General features: G+C 61.5%; 26 protein-coding genes. 11 read left to right on the top strand and 15 right to left on the bottom strand.

Annotation, left to right across the window (positions count from 1 at the left end):
* Nucleotides 1-2 precede the first annotated feature (2 nt).
* The 3 genes from ACG0Z3_RS07500 (at nucleotide 3) to ACG0Z3_RS07490 (ending at nucleotide 1328) form a co-directional block, all read left to right on the top strand.
* Nucleotides 3-146, top strand: coding sequence for a hypothetical protein (locus ACG0Z3_RS07500; RefSeq protein ID WP_394396660.1), 144 nt, complete (start codon nucleotides 3-5; stop codon nucleotides 144-146).
* A complete protein-coding gene (locus ACG0Z3_RS07495) occupies nucleotides 146-484 on the top strand; it encodes a hypothetical protein (protein WP_394396659.1) in 339 nt (112 codons plus the stop codon). Before ACG0Z3_RS07500 ends, ACG0Z3_RS07495 begins: the two co-directional genes overlap by 1 nt.
* A gap of 403 nt (nucleotides 485-887) precedes the next feature.
* A complete protein-coding gene (locus ACG0Z3_RS07490; RefSeq protein ID WP_394396658.1) occupies nucleotides 888-1328 on the top strand; it encodes a hypothetical protein in 441 nt (146 codons plus the stop codon).
* Here the strand turns inward: ACG0Z3_RS07490 and ACG0Z3_RS07485 are convergent.
* From ACG0Z3_RS07485 to ACG0Z3_RS07445, 9 genes are all read right to left on the bottom strand, one after another.
* Nucleotides 1300-1980 carry an ImmA/IrrE family metallo-endopeptidase gene (locus ACG0Z3_RS07485; RefSeq protein ID WP_394396657.1) on the bottom strand — a complete coding sequence of 227 codons (681 nt, stop codon included), beginning with the start codon at nucleotides 1978-1980 and terminating at the stop codon, nucleotides 1300-1302. The genes ACG0Z3_RS07490 and ACG0Z3_RS07485 overlap by 29 nt on opposite strands.
* A 167-nt stretch (nucleotides 1981-2147) precedes the next feature.
* The gene (locus ACG0Z3_RS07480) at nucleotides 2148-3347 is read right to left on the bottom strand and encodes a tyrosine-type recombinase/integrase (protein ID WP_394396656.1); all 1200 of its coding nucleotides are present in this window, start codon (nucleotides 3345-3347) and stop codon (nucleotides 2148-2150) included.
* Nucleotides 3348-3359: 12 nt separating this feature from the next.
* On the bottom strand, nucleotides 3360-3800 hold the full coding sequence (locus ACG0Z3_RS07475) for a hypothetical protein (RefSeq protein WP_394396655.1): 441 nt from the start codon (nucleotides 3798-3800) through the stop codon (nucleotides 3360-3362).
* A 350-nt stretch (nucleotides 3801-4150) separates the two neighbouring features.
* Nucleotides 4151-5605 (bottom strand): VapE domain-containing protein, encoded by a 1455-nt coding sequence (locus ACG0Z3_RS07470; RefSeq protein ID WP_394396654.1) that lies wholly within the window; start codon nucleotides 5603-5605, stop codon nucleotides 4151-4153.
* Between the two features lie 428 nt (nucleotides 5606-6033).
* On the bottom strand, nucleotides 6034-6183 hold the full coding sequence (locus tag ACG0Z3_RS07465; RefSeq protein WP_394396653.1) for a hypothetical protein: 150 nt from the start codon (nucleotides 6181-6183) through the stop codon (nucleotides 6034-6036).
* Complete coding sequence (locus ACG0Z3_RS07460; RefSeq protein ID WP_394396652.1) at nucleotides 6158-6370, bottom strand: hypothetical protein; 213 nt, start codon at nucleotides 6368-6370, stop codon at nucleotides 6158-6160. Before ACG0Z3_RS07460 ends, ACG0Z3_RS07465 begins: the two co-directional genes overlap by 26 nt.
* A 126-nt stretch (nucleotides 6371-6496) precedes the next feature.
* Entirely contained in the window at nucleotides 6497-6967 is a 471-nt protein-coding gene (locus ACG0Z3_RS07455; protein ID WP_394396651.1) for a hypothetical protein, read from the bottom strand.
* 116 nt (nucleotides 6968-7083) lie between these two features.
* On the bottom strand, nucleotides 7084-7458 hold the full coding sequence (locus tag ACG0Z3_RS07450; protein ID WP_394396650.1) for a hypothetical protein: 375 nt from the start codon (nucleotides 7456-7458) through the stop codon (nucleotides 7084-7086).
* A 76-nt stretch (nucleotides 7459-7534) separates the two neighbouring features.
* The gene (locus tag ACG0Z3_RS07445) at nucleotides 7535-7876 is read right to left on the bottom strand and encodes a hypothetical protein (protein WP_394396649.1); all 342 of its coding nucleotides are present in this window, start codon (nucleotides 7874-7876) and stop codon (nucleotides 7535-7537) included.
* A 121-nt stretch (nucleotides 7877-7997) separates the two neighbouring features.
* On the opposite strand from ACG0Z3_RS07445, the gene ACG0Z3_RS07440 reads away from it, so the two are divergent.
* Both ACG0Z3_RS07440 and ACG0Z3_RS07435 read left to right on the top strand, forming a co-directional pair.
* Nucleotides 7998-8348: a helix-turn-helix domain-containing protein gene (locus ACG0Z3_RS07440; protein ID WP_394396648.1), complete on the top strand. Its 351-nt coding sequence runs from the start codon at nucleotides 7998-8000 to the stop codon at nucleotides 8346-8348.
* 184 nt (nucleotides 8349-8532) lie between these two features.
* Complete coding sequence (locus ACG0Z3_RS07435; protein ID WP_394396647.1) at nucleotides 8533-9423, top strand: DUF7946 domain-containing protein; 891 nt, start codon at nucleotides 8533-8535, stop codon at nucleotides 9421-9423.
* Nucleotides 9424-9456: 33 nt separating this feature from the next.
* Here ACG0Z3_RS07435 and ACG0Z3_RS07430 read toward each other — a convergent pair whose 3' ends face one another.
* The 3 genes from ACG0Z3_RS07430 to ACG0Z3_RS07420 form a co-directional block, all read right to left on the bottom strand.
* Nucleotides 9457-10614, bottom strand: a complete 1158-nt coding sequence (locus ACG0Z3_RS07430; protein ID WP_394396646.1) for a beta family protein — start codon at nucleotides 10612-10614, stop codon at nucleotides 9457-9459.
* Nucleotides 10604-11902 carry an ImmA/IrrE family metallo-endopeptidase gene (locus tag ACG0Z3_RS07425; RefSeq protein WP_394396644.1) on the bottom strand — a complete coding sequence of 433 codons (1299 nt, stop codon included), beginning with the start codon at nucleotides 11900-11902 and terminating at the stop codon, nucleotides 10604-10606. The genes ACG0Z3_RS07430 and ACG0Z3_RS07425 overlap by 11 nt, the downstream gene beginning before the upstream one ends.
* Before the next feature lie 236 nt (nucleotides 11903-12138).
* Complete coding sequence (locus tag ACG0Z3_RS07420) at nucleotides 12139-12603, bottom strand: hypothetical protein (RefSeq protein ID WP_394396642.1); 465 nt, start codon at nucleotides 12601-12603, stop codon at nucleotides 12139-12141.
* 209 nt (nucleotides 12604-12812) lie between these two features.
* On the opposite strand from ACG0Z3_RS07420, the gene ACG0Z3_RS07415 reads away from it, so the two are divergent.
* The 5 genes from ACG0Z3_RS07415 (at nucleotide 12813) to ACG0Z3_RS07395 (ending at nucleotide 20357) form a co-directional block, all read left to right on the top strand.
* Complete coding sequence (locus ACG0Z3_RS07415; protein ID WP_394396641.1) at nucleotides 12813-15152, top strand: hypothetical protein; 2340 nt, start codon at nucleotides 12813-12815, stop codon at nucleotides 15150-15152.
* A gap of 646 nt (nucleotides 15153-15798) precedes the next feature.
* Complete coding sequence (locus ACG0Z3_RS07410) at nucleotides 15799-16677, top strand: tyrosine-type recombinase/integrase (RefSeq protein ID WP_394396640.1); 879 nt, start codon at nucleotides 15799-15801, stop codon at nucleotides 16675-16677.
* Between the two features lie 245 nt (nucleotides 16678-16922).
* Nucleotides 16923-17879: a phage protease gene (locus tag ACG0Z3_RS07405; RefSeq protein WP_394396639.1), complete on the top strand. Its 957-nt coding sequence runs from the start codon at nucleotides 16923-16925 to the stop codon at nucleotides 17877-17879.
* Nucleotides 17880-17889: 10 nt separating this feature from the next.
* Nucleotides 17890-19272, top strand: a complete 1383-nt coding sequence (locus ACG0Z3_RS07400) for a hypothetical protein (protein ID WP_394396638.1) — start codon at nucleotides 17890-17892, stop codon at nucleotides 19270-19272.
* A complete protein-coding gene (locus ACG0Z3_RS07395; RefSeq protein ID WP_394396637.1) occupies nucleotides 19272-20357 on the top strand; it encodes a hypothetical protein in 1086 nt (361 codons plus the stop codon). Before ACG0Z3_RS07400 ends, ACG0Z3_RS07395 begins: the two co-directional genes overlap by 1 nt.
* 55 nt (nucleotides 20358-20412) lie before the next feature.
* Here the strand turns inward: ACG0Z3_RS07395 and ACG0Z3_RS07390 are convergent, their stop codons facing one another.
* From ACG0Z3_RS07390 to ACG0Z3_RS07380, 3 genes are all read right to left on the bottom strand, one after another.
* Nucleotides 20413-20640 (bottom strand): hypothetical protein, encoded by a 228-nt coding sequence (locus ACG0Z3_RS07390; RefSeq protein WP_394396636.1) that lies wholly within the window; start codon nucleotides 20638-20640, stop codon nucleotides 20413-20415.
* On the bottom strand, nucleotides 20637-20888 hold the full coding sequence (locus ACG0Z3_RS07385; RefSeq protein ID WP_394396635.1) for a hypothetical protein: 252 nt from the start codon (nucleotides 20886-20888) through the stop codon (nucleotides 20637-20639). The genes ACG0Z3_RS07390 and ACG0Z3_RS07385 overlap by 4 nt, the downstream gene beginning before the upstream one ends.
* Nucleotides 20889-21032: 144 nt before the next feature.
* Nucleotides 21033-21899: a DUF932 domain-containing protein gene (locus ACG0Z3_RS07380; RefSeq protein WP_394396633.1), complete on the bottom strand. Its 867-nt coding sequence runs from the start codon at nucleotides 21897-21899 to the stop codon at nucleotides 21033-21035.
* Nucleotides 21900-22717: 818 nt separating this feature from the next.
* On the opposite strand from ACG0Z3_RS07380, the gene ACG0Z3_RS07375 reads away from it, so the two are divergent.
* Nucleotides 22718-23728, top strand: coding sequence for a tyrosine-type recombinase/integrase (locus ACG0Z3_RS07375; protein ID WP_394396631.1), 1011 nt, complete (start codon nucleotides 22718-22720; stop codon nucleotides 23726-23728).
* Nucleotides 23729-23953 lie beyond the last annotated feature (225 nt).

Raw genomic sequence — 23953 nt, 5'->3', positions numbered from 1 at the left:
CCATGAAGCTCTCTATCGAAATTCACCGCTCCCCCCAATGGACGATGCTGGCCGCCGGCTTCGTCGACCGCCGCGTCGGCCTGGTCATCGGCCCGATTGCGATCAGCCTGCGCGCTGAGCGCTCGCGGCCCTTCATCGACTACTGATGGCCGCCGACGCCAAGGGCCAAAGCTGGGCCATCCTGGCGGCGTCGGAGATGGGCAAAGGGGTCTGGCTCAAGGCCAGGCTCAAGGCCGACAAGCCGGCCCGCCTGGTCATCTGGGACACAAACGACGAGTACCAGGCCGCCGCCCGCGAGGTGGCGACCTTTGCCGAGCTTCTGGCGGCCATCCACGCCCCGCGCTTCGCGGTGCGCTACGTCCCCAAGGGCAAGACCGCAAAGGCCCTGCGCGCGGAGTTTGAAACGTTCTGCACGCTGGTCTATGTGGCCGAGGGCGCAACCATCGTTGTCGAGGAGCTGGCCGACGTGACAGCATCCTCTTGAGTTCTCGGCTGCGCATCTGTGGCTCCTGATGCCCCGACCGTCGGGGCCATGCCAGCCAATGTCTTCTTGCGATGGCTCACCATGTGAGCCATCACGAATCAATGCGCAAAGAGCCAAAGAAAAAGCCTCACAGGCTTGCGCTTGTGAGGCTTCTTGAATGGCTCCCCGACCTGGGCTCGAACCAGGGACCTACGGATTAACAGTCCAGGGCACGGATCAATCTAAGTGCAAGAATTTTAAGGGGCTCGGCGGGTCATGCGCCGTGCGACTTCTTGATTGCGAACCGCCGTTCGAAAGCCGCAGCCTTGGAGTGCGCTATGCAGAGCCGCACCCGGCGGGGAAAGTCCATGCCGTTCAACGAGTTAGGCCCAGTGAACCCACGAGCGGTGTGCGAGCGCCGGGAATGGTCGGTGTCAGCGGCCGCTGGGCGCGCGAAGGTGGGCAGGTGTGCGCCGACCCCACGGCTGCTGCTGTGATCGTCTCTATGCGCTCGTATAGCCCCGCGTCAGGGCAGCAGCAGGAGGACTACCGCTTCGTCTTCTGCGTCAAGACACTGCCGGCAATGGTCTTAGCGGCGCTGCTGGCCTTGGCGCTGTCGAGCGTCCTGGCGGCTGTGGCGGCCACCTTGGGAGAAGTCGTCTTGTTGATGCCGGCCTGCGACAACGCACTGGCAGCAACCGATTTTGCTGCGGCGCTTGCACCGGGAGTCCTCAGCACCTGGGACGCTTTGGTGGCGACGCTGGGCGATGTCTTTTCGCTCTTGGGCATGCTCAATCTCCTAGAAGTGATGGAACGCTTGGCGGGGCTCGTAGCGGCTATTCCTGGATCAGGCCAAGCTCCTTGATCCGAATCGCCATCGCGCTGACGGAGACGCCAAACGCTTCGTGAAGGGGCTTGAACTGGTCGCCATTGAAAGTTCTCGACGCTGCTACGGCGGCGGCGAAGGCGAAGCTGCCAGGGCCAGCGCGCATCAGTGCATGCGAGGACGCTTTGCACAGGTTGAAGACGACACCGTCAATGAGCCGCAGTGGCATCAGCACAAACCGGGCCTTGAATGCTTCCCTGACCAGCTTCTCCGGCGCCAGGAAGCACGCGGCAAAGTAGTCGGCATCTTGCTCTTCAGGGTCACGTGAGCCGCGAGAAATATCGAACACCGGGCGGTCGCGATGCATGATGCGGCCGGGGTGCGCCAGGGCGATGTGCCCGATCTCATGCGCGCCTGTAAAACGCATGGAAAGGTAGTCGTACTTGTTCGACACCGCGATCAGCTGGCGCTGCTGATCGAGCATGCCGGCGATCTCGAACAGATCACGGCCCTGACCCCAGTTGCCCAGCCCGTCCGAGTACACGTACTGGTATCCAAGCACTGCGGCGGCGACCTCGGGTTCAAGCATCCCCTTCGGAGGAGGCACGCCCATCGGGAACAGCGTGGCGCGATGTCGCCAGATCTCCTGCTGGAGCAGTCGAGCTTCATGTTCGATCTTCTGACGGTCCATGGCTTGCACCTCAATGCTGGCTGTGAACACTATATGTGTGCGTTTCTGTTTGGTCAAACACTATAGGTAGTGGTTTCGTGGTGCCCATCTTTCCGTGGGCTGGCGCCGAAAAGCAGAAAGCCGGGCAAGTGATGACACTCACCCGGCCTTCATGGTGCTGAGGCCGCTTAAGCCGCCTGTGCGACCTGGCGGAGATTCGGCACCGATGGCGCCTTCAGCAGCGACGCCGCGCCGGCAGCACGCACCAGATCCTCGGGCTTGTACTTGGCGTACCTCATGGTCACTTTGGGGTCGGAGTGGCCCAGGATCGTCTGTACCTGATACAGCGTGCGGTCGTTGGCCACCAAGAGGCTGGCGAAGGTGTGGCGCAGGTCGTGAATGCGCAGGGTCGGCATGCCGGCCTGCTTACGCAACCTGTCCCAAACCTTCATCATGGTCGTGTACGGCTTGTTGGTCTGCGGGTTCACGAAAACATGGTCATGCTTGTCGCGAGTCTTCTGGCGCTTCAGGACCATCACCGCGCTGTCGTTGAGCGGCACGGTGCGCGCCTTCTTCGACTTCGCGTTGGAGGCGAGGACTTTCCACGTACTGCGCTCCAGGTCGATGTCCACCCACTTCGCCGCGAGAGCTTCTGACAAACGCGCGCCGGTGCTGAGCAGGTAGAGGGCGATATCGCTGACGGTGCGGTTGCGGTCAGTCTCAAGCACCTCCACCAGGCGATCAAGCTGCTCGTCGGACAGAAGCACTTCCACCTTGTTGTCCGGGTTGAACAGCCGGATGCGGGCGATAGGGTTCTCCTTCAGCATCTTCCACTCAACGGCCAGGTTGAGCATGTGGCGCAGCAGCTTGATGTGGTGGTCCGCTGTTGCGGGCGCCAGACCACCCTCGCACAGACTGGCGTGGAAGCCCTGCACGGCCTGCCTGCTGATATCGCTGAGCAACATGCTGCCGAAGACAGGCCCGATGCGCAGCCTGAACATTTCCTCGTCGCGGTCGAAGCTGCGTTTGCGCGGTTTTGCGTAGGGCCGATAGTCGAGCTTGAAGAACGCCGACAGCGTAGGCATGACCTTGGGTGCTTCGACGGGCAGCACCGCCAGTTTGGGCGCCAACGCCTTCATCTCCTTGAACTTCAAGACCTTGGCTCGCGCTTGATCCAGGGTCAAGTCGTCGGTGCTGCCGATCTTTTCCCAGGTGCTCTTGCCGTTGACCTTGTGCTGCAGGCGATACAGGCCACGGCCAGGCTTGCCGCGACTGACGTTGATGGCGAAGCCGGCCATCGCGGAGCAGTAATACGTGACGGCCGACTTGTCCGGTGGACAGGCCAATCCTTCCTTGATGAACTGCGGGGTCAGAGTAACGACGGGCATGAAAGCCTCCTTTCAAAGTTGGGGTTGTTGATGGCGGCCACGGAAGAAGCCGTGGTCGTATGGCGCCGGTGGTGCGGGCGGGATGACGTAGTAGCGGTGACCGCCGCCTTTGGGGCGGGCAATGAGCCCGACGGGGGAGTCCTTGCGCCTGGCGATGTCGGCGAGGACGCGACCTGCACGACGGTGATAGCCCACGTCCGTATCGGCCCAGATATCCAAGCCGACGAAGTACCCCGCCTTGTACGGGTGCCCTGGCTTGAGCTCCTTCACGGCTTCATTGATGCCGGCTATCACGGTCCTATAGAGCGCCAGGGCGACGGGTTCTCCCGAGCGCAGGTGGGTATGGCGCTTGGGGACCGGGCGGGATGACCACCAAAGGTTCTCCCAGGTGCTGGGGTCAGGTGTTGCGTGAACGGTCGATGCAGATGCTGAAACGGATGTGTGCGATGTCATGGTTTTTCCTTTGGTTGCAGCCCGGGCTGAGCTGCTTTCGAGCCCGGATGCTTGTTGCTGGGATGACGGCGCGCGGGCTGCGTGGGCAGTTCCGTGGCCGGTGATGGGTCGCCCCCTCGGGCGGTGCTGATCGCGGCGCGGCGGCAGTTCCTGCGTCTTCGGCGGTGCAACTGCTCGCGACGCGCTGGGGGGAGGGGGTGGAGGGGCTCCGCTCGATCAGCAAATTCAGAGATAGCTGAATTTCTTCTCTCGCGGATTTCCTCCCCCTGTCCCCCCTTTTCTCCTAAGCCGTTGTCGGGGCTAGCGGGGTCGTCTTCAGGCCGGGGGATGAGGGGTGTCCGCTGGGGGGACTAGTCGCGGCCCTGCTCGACGTTCACGAAGTCGTCGCGGATGGGTAGCTTCCAGCCCTCCTTGCCGCTGATCTTCTTGCGAGGGCCGAACTGCGCCTTGAAGATCGGCATGGCCTCGCGAACTTGCGCTGTGTTGGGCGACTTGAAGCCGATGCGCTCCAGGATCTGCGTCGCCGTCACGTGCTTCATTTCGGGCGCCTTTTTCGCTTGGCCCACAAAGTCGAGGTACTGCGAGAGGCGGTCACGAACGACGCTGACGGCCAAGTAGGTGGCGTTCTGCTGGTCGAGCAGTTGCTCTTCTTCCGAAGTCAGCCACCATTGCTCGCCGGCCTCCAGGGCCACCGCCAACTGCGCGAAGAGCTGCTGCATGTCGATGCCGTGCTGGAAGTTCAGCGACACGGCTTCGATGGTCCACCAGCGTGTGTTCCCCGTCATATCCACCAGGAAGTTGGTTTCGTTGACGGTGGCGGCGAAGACAGTGCGGCGCGAATACTCGGACTCATCGCGACCGTAAGGGCGACGCACCTTGTCGTGCGTGGCCGTCAGGAAGCCTTTGAGGCGTGCCACGTCCTTCTTGAAGGAGCTGTCCAGCTCGCCGATCTCGACGATCAGATGACTGATCGCGCCGAGGATGGAATCCTTGTTGCTGGCGTCGAGGTGGTGGTCGATCTTCACGAGCTTGGCGCGGAGGCTCTCCGGCACAAGTGACATCAGCCAGGATGTCTTGCCGATGCCTTGGGGACCTTGGAAGGTCAGCACACCACGGGAGCGGAAACCGTCCGGCACCAACGCCGCCGCAACGACGCTGAGAAGCCAGCGGCGCATTAAAGCGTCGCGGAGTTGGGTTGGGTAGCTCTCCGCCACCTTCACAGTTGCCAGGATCTCCGGGAGGCGGTCGATGCCGTCCCAAAGCCTGCTCTTGATCCAGTCAGCAGCAGGGTTGAAGCGGTTTCTGTCGCCGATGGCGGCGATGAACTCGCGCGCCGGGCCGACCATGAGGCCGTTCATCTGCAGCAGGCTGATGATTTCGGTGACGGCGGTGTCGCCACTGTCGGCGCTCAGTTCCAAGCCGGGGATGGCGAAGGTCAGCCGCTTGCTGATGACGTCGTACCCGACCTTGATGCCGCAGTCGGTAAGCACATGACTCACGTTGGCGATCGTGGTCGGCAGGTTCCTGTTGCCGTTGACGGGCTTGTGGGGGAATGAGTCGAAGGGAAGGGCCTTCTGCTTGTCCAAGCAGAACGGCGCCGGGCGCGGCGCGGCCGTTGCCGGAGCTTCGGCCAGTCGTTGCACGACGTCTGCGCCTACAGCAATGTCGGCACGCTGGTCGCACGTGCCGCCGTTGCTGGCGACGTTTGTGATGGCACTGTTGTTGACCGGCGAAGTTTCTGCCGGGCGTTCGTCGGATGCGGAGAGCGTGTCGCTCCCGCTAGGGTTTTGGGAGTTCAGTTGCATTAAAAAATGTCCTAGGAATTGCGATGCACGGCCCGAGCTGCAAATGCGGCTGGCCGAGATGGATCGAAAAACTAGGCGCCAAGGTGTCAGCCTTGGTCATGCTTGCTCTGCGCCCATTGCGGGGAGAGGTCACATGAACACTTTCAACGCTGTGGTGGGGCGTTCGGCATGTAGGCTTGCACGCTTTCTAAAGCGTGTCTCACATGCCGCAGACCGACGCTGCATCGGACGCTGACCAGCACTTCACATCGTGTGTGCGAGCCGCCAGTCTAGGCGACGGACGTTCTGCCTGAGCTGCGGATTTCTCGACGGCCAACTTCGGCAGAAGTTGACGGTCGCTGAGCCAAAAAAAATGGCACCCCCACTCACCCCAGCACCCCCAGGCTTTGAGCTGAGGACGTGGAGTGAAGGGGCGATGGCCGAAGCGCCTATGCGCGGCTCATGACATCGTCGCCATCCAGCCTGGCACCGCCGAGCAGTGCGGCTTGGTTGACGATGGTGGCGGGCAGCAGCCAGGCCGGCACATCGGCGTCAATGGCGGCACGGGTAGCCTCACAGAGGCAGTCGTGGAAAGTCATGGAGCAGATCCTTTCGGTGTAGGTAGAGCAGCACAAGGCCCAGCAGCGCGAGGGCCAGTAGGCCGCAGACGAGCCAGGGAAAGACGAAGGTGAAAAGCGCGATGCACAAGATCCCGATGGCGCGGGTGGTCTTGAAGGCGAACGAAATAGCCGCTGCGACGAGCAGGGCGAGAGCGAGCGAGAACATGGGCGGGCCTCGTGAAGTGAAGGGCGGTTCGACATCGAGGTCGGCATAGCCGGCCGAACCTCAGCGGGTCTGTGACCTCCTTGCGCGTCAACGAGTTGCCGTGCTCAGCTTGGGGTGAGCGCCGGACTACAGATCCAGCGCAGCACCATCAATGGTCGCCATCGCGATGGCTTTGCGCCGACCCTTCCCAGAGCCGGGGCGTGCCTCAAGACCGAGCGACACGTTGGACGCCACCAGCTCGCCACAACGTGCCAGGAAGGCAGCGGCATCGGCGACGACATAGGCGCGGCTGCCTTCGGCGCCGGCCTGCACCAAGCCCAAGTGCCGCAGCACGGCCAGCATGAAGCCGCCGGTGTTGATGGATTTGCCGGCGAACAGTGGCTGCAGCGTTGAGCACGTCAGGGCCTCTTCGGCCTGCAGCAGCTGGGCCACATCGGGCCAGGCCATCCAGTCGTCAGAGAAGCGCCCCTTAGCCGTGTTGGCTACGAGGCGGAACACCAGCACCTCGTCATCACGCACGCCGACCTGAAAGGTGAGCGTGGATCGGTGGGAAAGTGAAGGACAGTTTTCGACGAGAAGAACTCGAATATTGAGCATGGAACTCCTTTTGATGAATTGAAGGAAATGGCACCCTCATATAAGGTGGAGGTTTCTGCGCAGGCATGAAAAAGCCACCTCGATGGGCGGCTGATTCGGCGGAGCAGGGCGAAATATCAAGATGTACCCTCCTGGGTTCGAAGGGCCTGAGAAGCGCAGAAATCCAACAGAGACTGATCGTTGATCGTCTTGGGGATGAAGACGATGTAGCCGAAGCCGTCATCGCTGACGATGATGACCAGTTCGAACCATCCGGCGTGGCTGGTGCAGGTCTCAACAGCGATATCCGAAAGATTTCGGTCCATCAGCACGACCAGGGTATTCGCGGAATCTCCTTGAGAGAGGATGAAGAAGTTGGCAAGGTCGCCCAGCGGCACATCATCGAAGGCGGCCAGAGCATCCAGATGGGTTTTAATAAGATGGGATAGCTCAGAGGGAGGGCTTTCATCGATTAACCGCTGGAGTGAAGAGGCATCACGGAAGCAGTGCATAAAGTCCTTTCGTGATAAAGAAAAGCGCCCTAGGATTGCTCCGAGGGCGCTGGCGTGGGGAATTGAAAATGATGGGCTATTTCTCAAATCGCCCCTCGTGACGGAGGCTAGGAATCATGATGGAGCCCTCATCGACGACACAGAGGCGGCGGACATATGAGCTGGAACCAGCGATTTCGCGAGCTTCCAGTTCAACAACGATCTTGCCGTCTTTCTTCCAAGCGTCTGCCGTTTCGACATTGACGAAACCCTGCATGGCCTCGCGTTGATAAAAACGTTTGCACTCCCCACCGGCAACGCGCTTCAATTCTTCTGCGATTTCGTTCGAGCTGATGTAGTAATAGGTGGCGCCGAATGATGTCGCCGCGATCAGGACGGCACCGACCGCGAAAAGGACGTTTCTTGACTTGCTTGGCATGCTTCTCCTGTGTTGATTGGATTGGTTGAGACGAGCAGACACCCGCCTTGGCAAGCTTCAGGCGAGATGATCTAAGGAAAACTTAGGGACAAGAATAGCCGAACACCTAAGAGTTGCTTAGGTGACGAAAGCCCCTGAAAAACCCGCGAGGAAGCGTCAAGCAAGCATCGATGGCTTGCCTGTGTTCGCTCGTAGGTTCGTTGAAGCGCGGGAGCGTGCGGGGATGACGCTGGAGCAGGTGGCGGTGGCCGCCGAGATCGAGGATGCCGCCAGCGTGCGGATGAGCCAGTACCAGCGTGGGGTCCACACCCCGAGGTTCAGCATCGCGCAGAACCTGGCGAGGGCCTTGGATGTGCCTGTGGAGTACTTCTACTCGCCGGACGACCAGACCGCCGAGCTATTGCTGCAATGGCACGCCCTTTCTCGCGCACAGAAAGACCGACTGCTGAAGGCGGTTGAAGAGTCGCGGTAGGCCTCCCGGCCAAAACCTCTTGTCAGAAACACACAGAGTGAGGGCGCTTGCATCGTCACTGCCGCATTGAGGCCACGCCCGTGGATGCGCCAACAATCGCCGGCCCTAACAATTTCGCTTAATGGAATCCCAGGCTTCTCATCGATGAGATAGGCGGTTACATTTTCCGCGAAGAGGAGGCGGAATGAGCACTGTCAAATTCACGGTTTCTTACAGTGGTGCAGAATCGGAAGATCATCAGATCGATCTTTACGATGCTGCACAAGCGCTGATGGGATTTCAGCGCTCGCTTGCACTAACAGCTCATCTCCTCCTTAACCAAGAAATCATCACTCAGGCGCCCTCTTTAAAAGGGGCAAGGATTCTAGCTTCTCCGTCAGAGGAAGGCAGCTGGAAACTCACTGCTGTTGTGCTTATGACAGGTACCGGCATATACAATGCTATGACCGCGCAAGCCAATTCGCCGCTCGGTCATTTGATGTACTCCTTGTACGATTACGTCATCTCGGAAAGCCTGGGGTTCCATGTTGATTACAACAAGTCCTTGGGCGTTCTGTACGAAGAGGCTAGGAAAAAGAATCCACAGCTCGTTCCTGTTAGGGAGGCGCAGGCAGATTCTCTAATTGAAAAATGCGCTCATGCCATCGTGGAAATTCATCGTCCTATCGTCAAGACCAAGACGGCAACGAACTGCAAGATAACTGCAGATTATGGAAAGGGTTCTCGGCCGCTTCAGATTGAGCTTGACGAAGAAACCTTCTCCTATATTCATGAGTCATTTCGTTCGCCTGTTCCAAACCTGTTCGAAGGACGCATCACAAGCTACAACACAAACACTTTCAAGGGGAGAATATATGTTCCAGCACTAGAGAGGCCCATAGCGTTCAATTTGGAGCCGCAAGCTCAATCGAAGGGTAGTCTCCAGATTATTGCGACGAGCTTATTTCACAATGCGCTGAAGCAATATTTTGAGAAGGGTTGTACTGTTTACGTCGTTGCTTTTTTAAATACTAGTAAAGCAGGGGCCTTGAAGTCGCTAACGATAACTAAGGTTAGTGACAAACCATTCGCTTGAGTTTGCCGCTCGATAACGCGTCCTTCTGGACGTCTAGCTCCCTGCGTCAAGCAGTGTCAGTTGAATCCCTGTTGGGGCATTGGGCAACTCAGTAATTGGAATTCCTCGTACTGTGGCAATGTCTGCAACCACCCGCGTAATATGGTGCGTCGTGTTGACCTGCCGCCAAGTCGACGGATTTCCTGCGCTATCGGAAGAGTTCCCAGCTACGGCGTCGATGTAGGCATCTGCTGTGGAGAAGGATGGGCCAGCGAAATTTCCACTAGCCACAATTCTTCTAAAAACGTTTCTCATGGCCTCTTGAATAGAGCCGCCATCATTACCTCGTGCCACGATCCAATGCGAGTCGATTGCATAGCGGCAGTGAGGGATTGGTCGCGCGCGCTTACCACTGAAATCCAACTTGGCGTGGTCAGCGACAAAATCGCCAAAGATCATGTGTTCAGCGGTGGTGGGATCGAATTTCACTGCATCACGCCAGGCAAGCCATTCGTTCCGTGGGTGGATTACAGTTTGGCCTGGCTTGGCAGGATTCTTCTCCGGATAGTGTGTCCCCTGAAAAGCAATTAGCTGCCAGTTACCATATTCTTGAAGTTGTTCGAGTGCCGCGCGAATAATTGGAGCTACAAGCAAGTGATCTGATAGGTCGGCATCCGAGAAGTCCGCGAACACCGCACAATCTGATGCTGCAACGCCCATTCCCGAAAGTATGGATTGAATTCTGCTTGCCAACTCCGGATCGGTCATGTCACCAGAGGGAATTCGCAACCCGAGTTTCAGTCTATAGCTTTCTGGCAGTGAATGCTTAATCGCTAGCGCACCGCCACTTTCCAGATCGGATAGGCTGACGACTGGGATTGCAAAGACGTCAAGGTTGCGAGCACGTCTAAAGATATTAGGCAGCCAATTAAGAGCATTGCCCAATCCATACTCTTTTAAGAGAACCCCTGGATCAATGAATATCCAGCGACGCAACCAGTACTTGGCTAGTATCCCGCCGACGTCGGGAATTTTTTCACCGGAGGGGAACAGATCCTCTTGACTGCTACTGCTTCGCTCACGGAATGGCGGAACGATAAGCACGGGAAGGATGCAATCCGCCACATCGTCTCGCAACTCTCGAAGGCCCTCCATTTCGCCTTTTTTCAGGCGCATAGACGGAGCATAAATAGCCTTGTTTCTACGAGTCATGTAAGACCTCAGGAAAGAAGAGTTTACGCACCGTGCCACGTCCGATCTTGTCTGAAAAAATAGTGTAATTCTTTCGTTCAAACCGGATGCGCCCATACACGATGGCGGGTGCAATGTTTAGTTGCTTGGCTAAATTCTCTATCGGCGGTGAACTCTTCGCAATGCGTGCGGGCGAGCGCGACCACAATTCATCAGGCATCAAAAGATTGGAGGCGAATTTATTGGCCTCATCTTCAAATTCATCGACCTCAACGTGCTCGACATCGTCGAAGAAGCCCGAGGCCAATCCAGTCCTGTAGTGCAATACCACGTGGGCAACTTCGTGCAGCAACGTAAACCAAAAATTGTCTACTGCGTCTCGCCGCAATGTGAGACCAATGACGGGAATACCCTCGACCAGAAAAGCAGCCCCATCCACCTCCATGCCAGGAATGTTGCGCTCAATAATTAGCACAATACCGTGCCGTTTCAAAAGTTCTTGTGCTTGGATCGGGCCGTCTGGGATTCGGCTGAGGTTCGCCAATTCCTTCAGCCACACTAGATCTAGTGGTCTGTAGATCAACCGGTCACTATCAATGATGCGTTCCGCACGTCGGGTAACTTGTGCTTTCCAAGACAGAAGTACCCAGTCTTCCGAATGATCTTTTACATTGATGCCCGTGCGGAGCAGCGATGGTGTTCCATATTTTCCTACGTGTTCGGATACATACCTTATAAGGCGTTTTATGCTATTTTCGTCTGAATCTGGCTCATCTAACCATTGATGCTCGCGAGCGTGCTTTAGAACCTTTTGAGCTTCTGCATGAGTCAAATCGAAAGGCGGTAGCCATTTGGCAACGTTCGGCGAGACAAACTGGGCAGAGATATCAAGTGATAACGCTCGCGCCACTTTCATGTAGTTTGCGAGATTGATGTTTCGATACCTCTCAGATTCCCAGCGTTGAATGGCTTGCTCCTGCAATCCCAGTTTCCTAGCTAGGTCTTTTTGCTTCCAGTTCTGAGCGAGTCGGGCAATGATGAGAAGGTCACCGAGGTCATCTCCGGCTTGCTGCTTCATCAGCTCTACATCGCCGTTCTGAGCACGGCGGTACGCTTCAAGTCTAGTAAGAAGTTCACGTTTTTCGGTGGCAAGAGACCGGCGAATGCCTTCAATTGCTACCTCTGGCAGTCCGTCGATGACTGACTTAAGTGTTTGCTCGGAGGACAGGGCGTGGGAGATTCGCTCGACTTCTTGTTCAAGTTCGCGAGCTTGGCGCTCGGTGGAGACGAGAGGACTAGGATATGGCACACAAGAATTCTACACAACATCTTTGTTGTGTGGGTCTTTTGCTGTGTTTTTCGACAGTCAGCATGCCTTAGGTCATGCACTTGATGCCGAGCGATGGCAAGCGAGGCTGCTTGATGCTTTGCGGCCTCTCTCGCCATGACTTGATCACGACCAAAGAAAAAGCCCCATCCGCTTTCGCAAATGAGGCTTCCTGCGTGGGCTCCAACTTGGCTCGCACCAAGGGTCTAGACGTCCGTTTATGGCTCTGCGGGTGTCGCATCATGGCCAACGTCCTTCGGCGTGCTGGATGCGATCTTGTGTTCGGCTATGAGCGACTTCCCCAGCAAGATCAAGAGGGCGCCCAGAACATAGAGCGCGACGTAGACATTCTTAGTCGTACCTGCCTGTCCATTGGCGAGGCGTTTACGGCTAGCGTCAAGTTCGGCGCTGTCCTTTAAGGCCCAAGTCGCAAGCTGGTCGATGTTCGCGTGTGCGTGTCTCTTCTGCTCCGCATCGGTCGTGTCGAGCAGATCACCCATTTCCTGTAGTGATCGGAGAACAGCTTGGTTGACGCTGGTTTGCGCCATGCTTATTGCGGCGCGGTCATTCTTTGCGAACCAGTCAAGCAGGACGAACTGAAGACCGGCAGCAAGGATGACCACGGCGAGGCCCGCCACTTCGATGCGCAAGCCCCAGCCTTCTTTTGATAGCTTGTTCTTCACTCTGTTCCTCGATTCAGTTTGCCGCCCTGAAAAAAAGCCCCACACGCTTTCGCATGTGAGGCTTCTTGAGTGGCTCCCCGATCACTCCACGCTGCGAACCAGCGTGGTGGTGATCCCGTGGAGTGATCAGAAGCGGCGCGCAGCATAGCGGGCTGCAAATGTCAGGGGCGAAATCGACCTAATGCGTGATCCGATAGCCGGAGAGCGCGATGAGCAGGCAGTTTTTTGAGAACACCACCAAGTCCCCCAAGACCTTCTACGGCGTGACGCTCATGCCGGGTGAGGGCAAGTATGTCGATGTGCCGGATCCGGCACCAGCGCCCCAGAAAGTCGCAGCATCGGTCGTCACTGTCCTGTCGTCTCAGTTGGCATCTCTGCCCTACCAAGGCGCTGGCGTCGTCGTGCTGGCGCAAGATTCGCCGAACGCTGCGGCTACGCTGGCCACGTGGAACGGGACGAAGTATTCATCCCCGGTGTCAGGGGCGTGGAATGTCGTGCTGACGGCCAGCATGTCCGCTGCCGAGGTGACCGCTGCGATCCAGACCGCGCTGGACGGCGGCAACAAGCGCGTGGTGGTCAGCGGCAATGGCTCGTTCCCACTGTCCGACCGCCTCTACATCGACGACAGCACAACATTTGTCATCGAGCAAGGCTGCAAGCTGGTCGGCCCGGCTGCGCTGTACTACCCGGGCGTCATGATGGGCCTGGTGGTCAACCGCCAAATGATGTCGCCGCGCACCACCGTGACCATGACGTCGAGCGGCAACACCTGTACGGTTGGCTGGACAGCACACGGCAAGTCGGTCGGCGAAACGATCATGCTGCTGGGATCGGTCACGCGTGGCTACAACGGTGTCTATCGCGTCGCCAGCGTCCCCAACGCCGACAGCCTGACGGTGACGCTGGAGACTGTCCCGGATGCCACGACCGCAGTGGCTGTGTCTTGGGGCGCCCTGCAGGCGTGTGCGGCCAACCGTGACATCACTGTCGTCATCAACGGCGAGCTGAACGGCAACGGCGCCAATCAGCCGGCGCCCGGCGTGTCGCCGACCGACCGTTACCTGGGCGGCGTTTTCCTGTCTGGTGTGCTGCGCCCGCGCATCACCGGAACCGGCACCATTCGAGACTGCAAGGGCTACAGCATCCTCATCAGCGGCGCCACGTTCCCGCGCGTGGCTTCACTGGAGATCCAAAGCATCTACCGCGACGGCGCCCACTTCCAAGGCCCAATCCGCCACCTCCGCGTCGAGGGACTGACCGGCTACAGCTACGACGACTTCACCAGCCTGACCACGGGCGACCTTCAGTCGCTGGAGATCACCGAGGGCGAAATTGAGAACGTGGTGATCGAAAAGATCGACGCACAGTGCTCTCAGGTGGGTGCCATCGGTGCGATGTTCGGAAAGTCGGCCTGGTGGTTTTCCGACATCGTTTACAAGGATTTGCGCAGCCCAGTTACTGGCAAGACTGTCCACCTGAAATTTATTGGATCGACCGCCTCTCAGTACAACCTGGATCAAACCCGTTTTATTGGCAAGCTGACCGTAGACGGAGTTTTGTACGAGGCATCTGCGCAAACGGATCCGCAGTCGGCTGTTGTGGCCTTTGGCTCCGGCTGTTCGATGCAGGATGTGGACATCAAAAACATCCGAATGATCGGCAGTGCCCCTGCAAATTACGGCCTAGCTGTACTTTTCGGGAATAGTGGCACGACATGGGGCATGCGGCACCTGCTCATTGAAGGACTCTATTCAAGCTCGGTAGGTTCTTCCGCATCCCTGATTCAAGGCGGTCTTGGTGGCACGACAAACGTAGAGTCAATCACTTTGCGCGACTGCTCTCCGACTGTTCCTGACAATCGCAGCTTCTTTGACCTCAATGGCATGACGGTCGAAGCGTTGAATGTCGAAAACTTCACCGGCCAACTGGGTAGCGCTTCCAACATGCTGCGCTTGGCGGCCGGCACAGTGAACTATGTAAATGTGAGGGGCGCCAATCCGAAAATCACCAATTACGGCGCCAACAACTGGGGTGAACTGGTCTATCTCGCTGGGGCGGTCTTCAAGGCCATCCGGTTCATCGGCTGCACATCAAATGCCTATCGTTATGTGCAAAGCACCTCAGCGATGTACGCAGACACAAGTTCGGTCATTGCCTTTATCGGCTGCCGTCGTAACAACGGCAAGCTGTGGGCTAATCTGAACAAGGGCGTTCGCATCGTCACGGACGGCTGCGAGGAGGTTGGCGCTTCTGGAAACGTGTTGTGGCTGCGCGGATCGACCAAGTACACATTGGTGGAAGGCTCCCTGATCAGTGAAGTCACCACGCCAATCGCCTTTTTCGACACCGCCACGATGGACATCTTCAGCCCGAACCGTCGAGTGGACATCACCGCGCCCGGCACGACCGGCATCAATCGCGCCGAGGGCGCAACCTGCTGGAACACCAACGCGGCGCTTGGCACGCTCGGTACTGCTGGCCCCGTGGTGTGCCTCGGGACGGCCGCGAACTCGTGGAAACGCGTGGGCAACAACTCGCTGACCTACTGATCCCAACCCCTCCGCGAGGGGATGCCACCGAAGCCCGCCTACTTGGCGGGCTTTTTCTTTGCCGGCTCTGGCTGCCAGGCGTCTAGGTATGCCTCGAATGCAGGCTTGCCGGCAAGTTCGATCTTCGCCCAGTGGCGGGGCAGCAGTCTGAGGGTGCCGTGCTCGCGCACTTCACTGGCAGGCTTTGGCTTCGGTCCTCGCTTGGACTTGGGTGCGTTTGTCATCGGCGAATTGTCGTGCCACACGAATCGGGGATGCGATCCCTATAACTGTGTGACACGATAATTGCATGACTGAGCGCACATCCCCCGCGGACGCACTCGCTGGAGTGCTTGAGGCGATCGCGCACGCGATCCGCCTACTGCCCCCCGCAGCAGTACTACCGGCAATGACTGGTGTGTCGGCTCATCCGGCGCCGCCCCCGCCTCCGCCGCCTCTTCCACCACTTGCAGCTTGGTATGTGCATGCCCCGCCACCTCCACCACCACTGCAGCCCGCGCCACCCGCGCCACCAGCGGCAGCGTGGTTTGTGCCGCCGCCACAACCGACGCGAGCTGCGGCAGAGGCGCCGGCCGAGCCCGTTTCGCTCGCCGTGTCACCAGAGACACCAGTTCAACCGGCGGAGGTCGAGCAACATCAGCTGACAGTGTCCGCGTGGCTGACGACCTTTCGGAAGATCGTGACGGAGCGCGGCTACAAGGCGCAAACGTTGAGGAACCGGGCGGGCGCCCAGAAGCACATCGAATCCCTACTGGGCGGCTTTTTGTTGCGCGCAGTGAAGCCTTTCCAGATCACCACTGCGCTGAAGACGCTTTCGCCGCATACCGCCGGCCGCGTGCTGTTCGAACTGCGCGACCTCTACCAAGAGGCCATCAACAACGCCGAGGCCGACGCTAACCCGGCCTCGCACGTCAAGCCGCCGGCGTCGCCAGGTCTGCGAAAGAGGCTGACGCTCGAAGTCTGGCAGTCGATGCTGAAGCGCGCTGCTGTTGGCCCGCAGCGCTGGGTCTACGCGATGCTGCTGCTCGGCCTGGCGACGGGTCAGCGTCGCGCTGATCTGGCCAAGATGAAGTTCAGCGACGTGGTCGATGGCAGCCTGCGCATCGAGCAGCAGAAGAAAGCCAGGAAGAAGATCGGTGCACGCGTCGCGATCCCCTTGAGTCTTCGCTTGGAAGCGATCGGCATGACGCTCGGCGATGTCATCGAAGTGTGCAAAGACATTGGCAAGCCGGGCGAGTACCTGCTGCGACAGGCCAACGGCCGTCGCATCGAGATGTCGTCTCTCACGTCACGCTTTCACGAGTGCATTCTGGCGGTCTGCGGAGCGGACACCTACCGCAAATACGAGTGGCCAAGCCTGCACGAAGTGCGCTCACTCAGCGCTCGCACCTACATCGCTGAAGGCATGAGCCCAGCAACCGTGCAAAAGCTGCTCGGCCACAAGCACGCGGAGATGACGCAGCTCTACCTTGACGATCGGGGTCTCACGGACGCCGAGTGGACGAAGGTTGAAGCGGCTGAGTGACGAATGGTGTGAGAGCGCGTCGATGCATTCAATGTGTCTTCTTCCCCCTGCATTTGTCCTGCCTTTCAGTCGACCATGGCTGCACGATGAATGCTCTGGTTGTCTCCTGCCACTTGTCTGGCACTTCGGCGCCTCGGGCCCTGGGCCTGGGGCGCCACCTTTTGCTGTCGGATGACGCTGCGCCTGGACGGGTGCGGTTTCTCGGGCTGCAGGTGGAGCTGGCAGAGGGCGCGACTTCGAGCTGGGTGACGGTCACACGTACCGGCTCGTTCACTGATCCGCGCTACGGGCGGTTCGAGATCACCGACGCGATGTTGCGCCAGATGGTCGCGAACTTCGATGCTCGTGTGTTCGGACAGGACGTGTTCATCGACGTCAACCACAAGCCCGGTGACGGCGCGGCCGGCAAGGTCGTGCGGCTGGCGGTGGAGGGCGGAAAGCTGCGGGCGCTCGTGGAGTGGACGCCGTTTGGCGTCGATGCGATCAAGGGGCGTGGATTCGCCTACCTGAGCGCCGAGTTCCACGAGGACTGGCACGACAACCAGCAAGGCGATGCGCATGGATGTGTGCTCCTGGGCGCTGGCTTGACGGTGCGGCCCGTGATCAAGCACCTGGACCCGGTGCAGCTCAGCGCTGCCGAAGGCGACGAAGCCGGCCACCGCGTGGCCGTGCATCCCCAACTCATCAAGTCCCTGGAGTCACACACCATGAACCACCTCGAAAAGCTCAAGGCCAAGCTGCTGGCGCAAGGCCTCACCCTGGAACAGATCACCCCGCTGCTGGCCCAAGCCGAGAAGCAGCTGGCCGATGCCGGCAGTGACGATGCCAAGTGCCTGGCCGTCGTCGACTCGTGGGAGGCCACGGGCAAGGTGCTGAGCGAGCAGCTGAAGAAGCAGGGCGGCGCCGGCGGCCCCATCCAGTTGTCCGTCAGCCAAGGCGTGAGCGCCGCTGACGTGGCCGTCCAGGTCGCCAAGGTGCTGGCTGAGCGCGAGGCCGCCGAGACGGCCACGCGCACGGCGCGCGCCGCCAAGGTGAAGCTGCTCAGCGACACCTTCAATGCAGACACTTCGTTGACCGAGGACGCCCGCAAGCGCCTGTACGCGTTGATCACTCGTGGCCAGGCTGACGCCCCCGCGCTGGTGCAGACGCGCCGCCTGGGCCGCGAGGCGCTGCTGGCGGGCATGCCGCTGGCGTTGAACTGAGGAGATGGGGATGACCTACCTGCGCAACCTGGCCGCCGCCGGCGGCGATCTAGTGCGGGCCGCGCTGGCGCCGCTGATGGGCCGGCCACAGAACGAGCGCGGCGTGCGGCTGCCGGCGGACCAGGCGCTGCTGCGCATGTACCGGCAGTTCGCCTTCAGCACGGAGATCCGCGAGAAGATCATCGCCATTCGCGAGATGGAGGAGCGCGACGGCCGGGTGCGCAAGATCCACGGCCGGGTGTGCCGGGACACGGTGCGCGGTGGCCTGGTGATGCAGTTCCCAGACACTGGCGCCAGCACGCTGCGCAAGGAATGGGAGGGCTTCACGCGCCGGCTGATGCTGGACCGCGCGCCCAAGCTGCACAGCGACGCGCGCGGTCTGGTGGCCGAGGGGAACCTGGCGCTGCAGATGGTGCTGAGCCCGGACCAGAAGCAGATCGACGCGGCGGTGCGCATGCCGGGCGAGACCATCGTGCCGCTGGTGGATGACTCTGGGCGCTTTGCGGACGTGTCCAAGGCCTACGAGCAACGCAACACGGTGACCGGCGCCGTGACCGCCACGTTCGCGGCTTGGCAGCTGCAGCTGGCGCGCTATGACCCGCTGAACTTCGATGACTTGGGTTGCATGGGCCGCCCCTTCCTGTCCAGCGCGGTGGAGACCTGGCGCAAGCTGGTGATGACGGAGGAGGACTTGGTGATCCGCCGCCGGCAACGTGCGCCGCTGCGCCTGTCGCACGTGCTGGAGGGCGCCGACGAGACGGTGCTTGAGACCTACCGCAAGCAGGTGGAGGGCGAGAAGGGCGAGATCACCACGGACTTCTATGCCAACAAGAAGGGCGGCGTGACGGCCATCCAGGGCGACGCGAACCTGGCCGAGATTGCCGACGTGGTGCACCTGCTGGACAGCTTTTTTGCGGGCACGGGCGTGCCGAAGGGGCTGGCCGGCTTCACGGACGGGCTGGCCCGCGATGTGCTGGAGGACCTGAAGCGGGACTACTTCGAGGAGGTGGACTTCATCCAGGACTCGCTGGCCGGCGAGTACGAGATGGCATTCCGGCTGCATCTGCTGTTCCGCGGCATCGTGGCCGGCCCCGACGAGTTCCGGCTGCGCATGGCCACGCGGCGCACGGAGACGCCGAACCAGGTGGCGGACCTTGGCCTGAAGCTGCTGGGCGTGGGCCTGCCGGAGCCGATGGTGTGGGAGGAGATGGGCTACGACCCGGCCAAGGTCATCGAGGCGCGCGAGGCCTGGGCGGCCGAGGCGGACCCCTACCCCCCCACCGGTGGAGCCGCGGCGCCGACGGTGAAGGTGACGCCTGGCAACGCGCCCAAGGGCGAAAGCGCCACGAGCGTGGGCGTGCCGGGCAGCAATGGCGGCAAGGGGCGCAGCTGATGGGCGAGCAGCAGGCCATTGCAGCGGCGATCAAGCGGGCCAGCAACGCGGCCCAGGCGGCCATGCAGCACCTGGACGAGCGCACGGCCGCTGAGCTGACGGCGGCCTACGAGGCTGCGGCCGAGCAGCTGCGCTTTGCCATCGCAGCGGCAGCTCAGGGGCAGGGCCGGGTGAGCATCGGTGCGCTGCAGGGCCTGCTGGCCCAGGTGACGGCCGTGCTGGACGCGCTGGGTACGCGGCGGCGAGAGGTGATCCTGGCGGCCATCGACGAGGCGGCGGCGCTGGGCGTGGAGCCGCTGGCGGCCGTGGATGCTCTGGTGGGCGTGCGCGCCGGCGGCGAGGCGCCGGCGGCCTATGCGCAGCGGGCGGCGGAGTTCGTGCAGGAGTTCGCTGCGGCGGATGGGCTGACGCTGTCGGACCGGCTGTGGCGCGTGGGGCGGGGCGCCCGGGAGGCGGTGACGGGGGCCATTGAGCAGGCCGTGGTGCGCGGCTGGAGCGCGGACCAGGCCGCGCAGGCCATGGTGATGCAGGGGCGGGCGGTGCCGGTGGCCACGCAGGCGGGGCAGAAGGCCGCAGCGGTGGATGAGGTGCTGCGGGTGGCTGACCTGCTGCAGGACCCGGCCGCCAACCCGCTGGCCAGCGCGCTGCGCGTGGCGCGCACGGAGATCAACCGGGCGCATGGCGAGGGCTACATGGCCAGCATGGGGGCGGTGCCGGGGCTGGTGGGCTTTCGGTTCCTGCTGTCCCCCCGGCACCCCCGACCCGACATTTGCGACCTGCTGGCCAGGCAGAACCTGCACGGGCTGGGCCCGGGGGTGTACCCAGACCGCAAGAGCTGCCCGTGGCCGGCGCACCCGAACACGCTCAGCTTTGTGGTGGCGGTGATGGCGCACGAGGTTAGCGATGCGGACCGCGCCGGCCGGGAGACGACGCTGCAGGCGCTGGACCGTCTGGGGCCGGATATCCGCGCCGGCGTGCTGGGCCCGACGAAGGCCAGCTACTTCGACCGCCGCGCGTTGACGACCGGGATGGTGCGGTCGACGGTGGGGGCGGTGAGACGGCGGCTGGAGGGCCGCGCTGCCTGATTGGTGCTAGGGGTGCATACCCGATTGGTGCTGCGGCCCCGCGCCTTGATTGGTGCTAGGGCTGGGCCAGCGCCGACAGCGCCTGGCTGATCGCCTCATCGATGGTGGCGCCGCCGGCGGTGAGCCGGTCAAGCGCGGCGGCGGCCTCGGGCGTGAGCACGACAGAGCCCAGCAGCCGGCAGCCCTGGCTCTGCAGCCGCTCGCGGCGGGCGCGGTTGCGCTGGGTGCTGGTCATGGCCTGGCCCGTGGGCGGGCGGCCGGGGCCGCGCTTGGGGGCGATCATGGGTTGCGCTGGTGCCATTGGGAGGCCTCGCGAAGCAGGCGCTGCAAGCGCTCCTTAAGGTGGTGAGACGGGACTCCGCGTGCCTGCTCACTGTCGGCGAATGCGCGGAGGCTGTCGCCTTCAGTCACCAGCGCGGCCGAGCCGGCGTCCCCTAGTCGCACGAGCACGCGCAGACCTGTCTGATGGAGCAAATGCCCGGAGTCATCGCGACGCCAGGCACGGTGCCAGTTGTAGTGCTTGCCGGTCATGCATGAATTGTCGTCGCAAGTCGCGATTTGTACACCGCGGCCAGGGTGAGCGCTTCCAGCGCGAAGGCCGGCACAGGGCCGGCGTGAGTAGCGGCAAAGCCGCATCCGAAAACCCCGGCAGGGCGGGGCTTGATGGATGCGGCCTCAGGCCTTCAGATTGCGCATTTCCTCGGCCAGGGTCCACAGCGCGCGGTTCAGCTTGACGTCCTGGTCAATGCCGTTGACTTCGCGCGTGCGGCGGACCTGGCGGCGGCCGTTGGCGTCGACCGTGGCGCCGCGCAGCCCGCCGCGCACGATGTTTTCTTGCACGCGGTTGAAGGTGGTCCACAGGTCGCCAGCGCGGTCTTCCACGCGGCGGGCGCGGTTGACCTGTTCAGGGGTGACGGGCAAGGCGTCGGTGCCTTCGGCGGGCTCGAAGCGCAGCAGGGCCGCGGCGCGGGCGAAGGCGCGTTGTTCGCCCTCGTTGAGCGTGAGGGCGCGCATTTCGTCGCGGGACTCGATCACGCGCGTGAGGCCATCCAGCACCTCGAATGCACCTTCGGTCACCTTGTCCAGGATCTTGCCGGAGTGCTGGACCTTGACGGTCTGGCACACGCCATCAGGGACCATCAAGCCGTTGTTGCAGGCGAGGCGGTACATGCCGCCCATCATCTGGTAAGAGCTGCTGCCGTCGTGCGAGTTGATCAGCACGATCTCAGGCGCTGAGTCGCCCACGGCCAGGGCCTGCATGGAACGGTGGCGCAGGCGAAGCATGTGCTTCGTGTGGCCCTGCTTGTCTGCGTTGCGGGTGGTGCTCTGCTTGGCGCTGTAGACCTCGAACCCCTCGCGGGACAGGCCGCGCAGGATCTCCATGGTGGCGACGTAGGCGTAACGGGCGCTGCGGCTGTCGTGGGCCGACTCGGCGAACACGGACGGGGCCAGCTTGCGCAGCACGTCCTCGGACAGCGGCTGTTGGGCGCGGCGCAGCATGGCGCCAGGGGTGAAGTCGTGGGCGAGGGAAGAAACGAACATGGAAGTCTCCGTAGAGAACCGGCTACCGGCCGGCGTCGGTGGACTGCGTGTTTGCTGTCCATGGGTTGAATAATAGTCGCTTGCGACGATAAATCAAGAGACCGCGGCATTGGGGCTTCCCCTCATTCGCGGGGGGCGGTCGACGACGGCGCCACGCGGCCGAGGAGCCGCGCTGCGACCTGACCCCTACCCGGTTCGAGATCTCGCCGCCTGGGCCGATCTGGCGCGCCGGCGCGGCATGGCGTCGCGGCCGGCGCTGGCCAGGTGGTGGCGGCGCCGCACCTCGGCCTGATGGACACCCCCCGCACCCCCCAATGACGTTGACCCGGGCCGACCGGTCTGGAGGACGAGGGCGGGCCCGACCATGCAAAACGGATGAATCCTGCCGGGAGAGGCGCAAATGTCCGTGGATCGATGGACAGGGATAGCCGCAGCCTATGCCTGCCTCTATGAAAACTCGCCGCAACTGCCTAGAAATGCATCCATGGATTGATTTAAAAATTCCACGGGTCGGGGTATTTCTTCCACACAATGCATTTTCTGCATATTGGTCGCTGTTTCTATCTATCTCTTTGATTTATATAGAAAAGAGAGAGAGAAGAAGGCCACAGGAAGGATCTGTGCATCCACGGGTCTGAAAAAGTTGTCAGTTTTGTAACCATGGATCGCGAGGGCATCCACAGGTCAATCCATGGATTTGGAATCGACCGCAAACCCGCATGAATACTGGGTTTGCATGGTCATAAAATGGGCCGCCCACGGCTCCACGGGTTGAATGTCCTATCCCCGTCGCCGTGGATTGAAAAAAGGGGTGCGTGATGGCGCATGAATCTGACGCTGAGGCTGTCGATGGGTTCCTGCAGTACCTGCAGGCGGCCCGCGGGCGCAGCGCTCGCACGGTGGAGGCGTACCGGGCCTGTCTGGCGCGGCTGCAGGAGTTTCTGGACGGCCGGGCGCTGTTGGATGCGGAGCCGGTGGAACTGGAGGCCTGGTCCGGCATCTGGCTACACAAGCGCGGGGTGATCGCCCGCAGCCGGCGTCAGTACATCTCGGCGGCGCGTGGCTTCTATTCCTGGGCTCGGCGCCGCGGCCTGGTCAAGCGCAACGCGGCGGGCGAGCTGCAGCACCCGAAGACCGCCAAGCCTCTGCCGGAGGTCACCAGCCTGGCCAGCGCCGAGAAATTGATGTGGGCGCCTGATCTGTCCACCTTCCTGGGGCTGCGGGATGCGGCCATGCTGTCGCTGCTGATCGGCTGCGGGCTGCGTGTGGGCGGCCTGGTGGCCCTCAACGTGGAGGACCTGCGGCCCGGCGAGGTGGACGGCAAGCCGCGGTTGATCGTGCGCGTGACCGAGAAAGGCGAGAAAACTCGAGTGCTGCCGGTGCCGCGTGAGGCGGAGATGCTGCTCAGGGTCTATCTGGACCATGAGGAGCTGAGAACCTATGACCGGCAGGTCAAGGCCGGCGCCGACGTGCGCACGGTGCTGTTCGTCAACGCGCGCAACACCAGGTGCAAGCCGGAGGACTGGCACGGCGAGGCGGTGCGGATCTCGCGCAAATCGGTCTGGCGAATGATTCAGCGCCACGGCGAGGCCGTGGGTGTGCCGAAAGCCGAGCTGCACCCGCACGCGCTTCGCCACCTGTTCGGGACCGAGCTGGCGGAGGACGGTGTAGACCTGATCCTGCGCCAGGAGCTGCTGGGCCACGTCGACCCCAAGACCACGGCCATCTATGACTCGCTGAGCTCACGGCGCAAGACAGCGACCGTCGACAAGTCGGGGCCGCTGGCCAAGATCAAAACCCCGGTCTCCGAGCTGCTGCGCCGGCTGTAGTCGGCAGCCATCGATCGACCCGCGCCCCGATCCCGCATGAGGACACAACGCCTATCCCGTCTCCATGGTCGAAGGGCATATAGCGAGGAAACATCGATGACGCCGGGCGATTTCGGGTGTGTTGCAAATGTGTAACAGGAACGGGCTAACTCATTTATGGCGACACAAATTGACGGGTGCCCGGCGCTGCGCAGTCTGTTGGAACACGCAGTGGATGGGCGTGCG

Origin of the sequence: Pelomonas margarita (assembly GCF_043555875.1) — a bacterium.
Taxonomy (GTDB): Bacteria; Pseudomonadota; Gammaproteobacteria; order Burkholderiales; family Burkholderiaceae_C; genus Pelomonas; species Pelomonas margarita.
The sequence above is the reverse complement of the archived record's forward strand: the minus strand, read 5'-3'. Positions and strand labels throughout refer to the sequence as shown.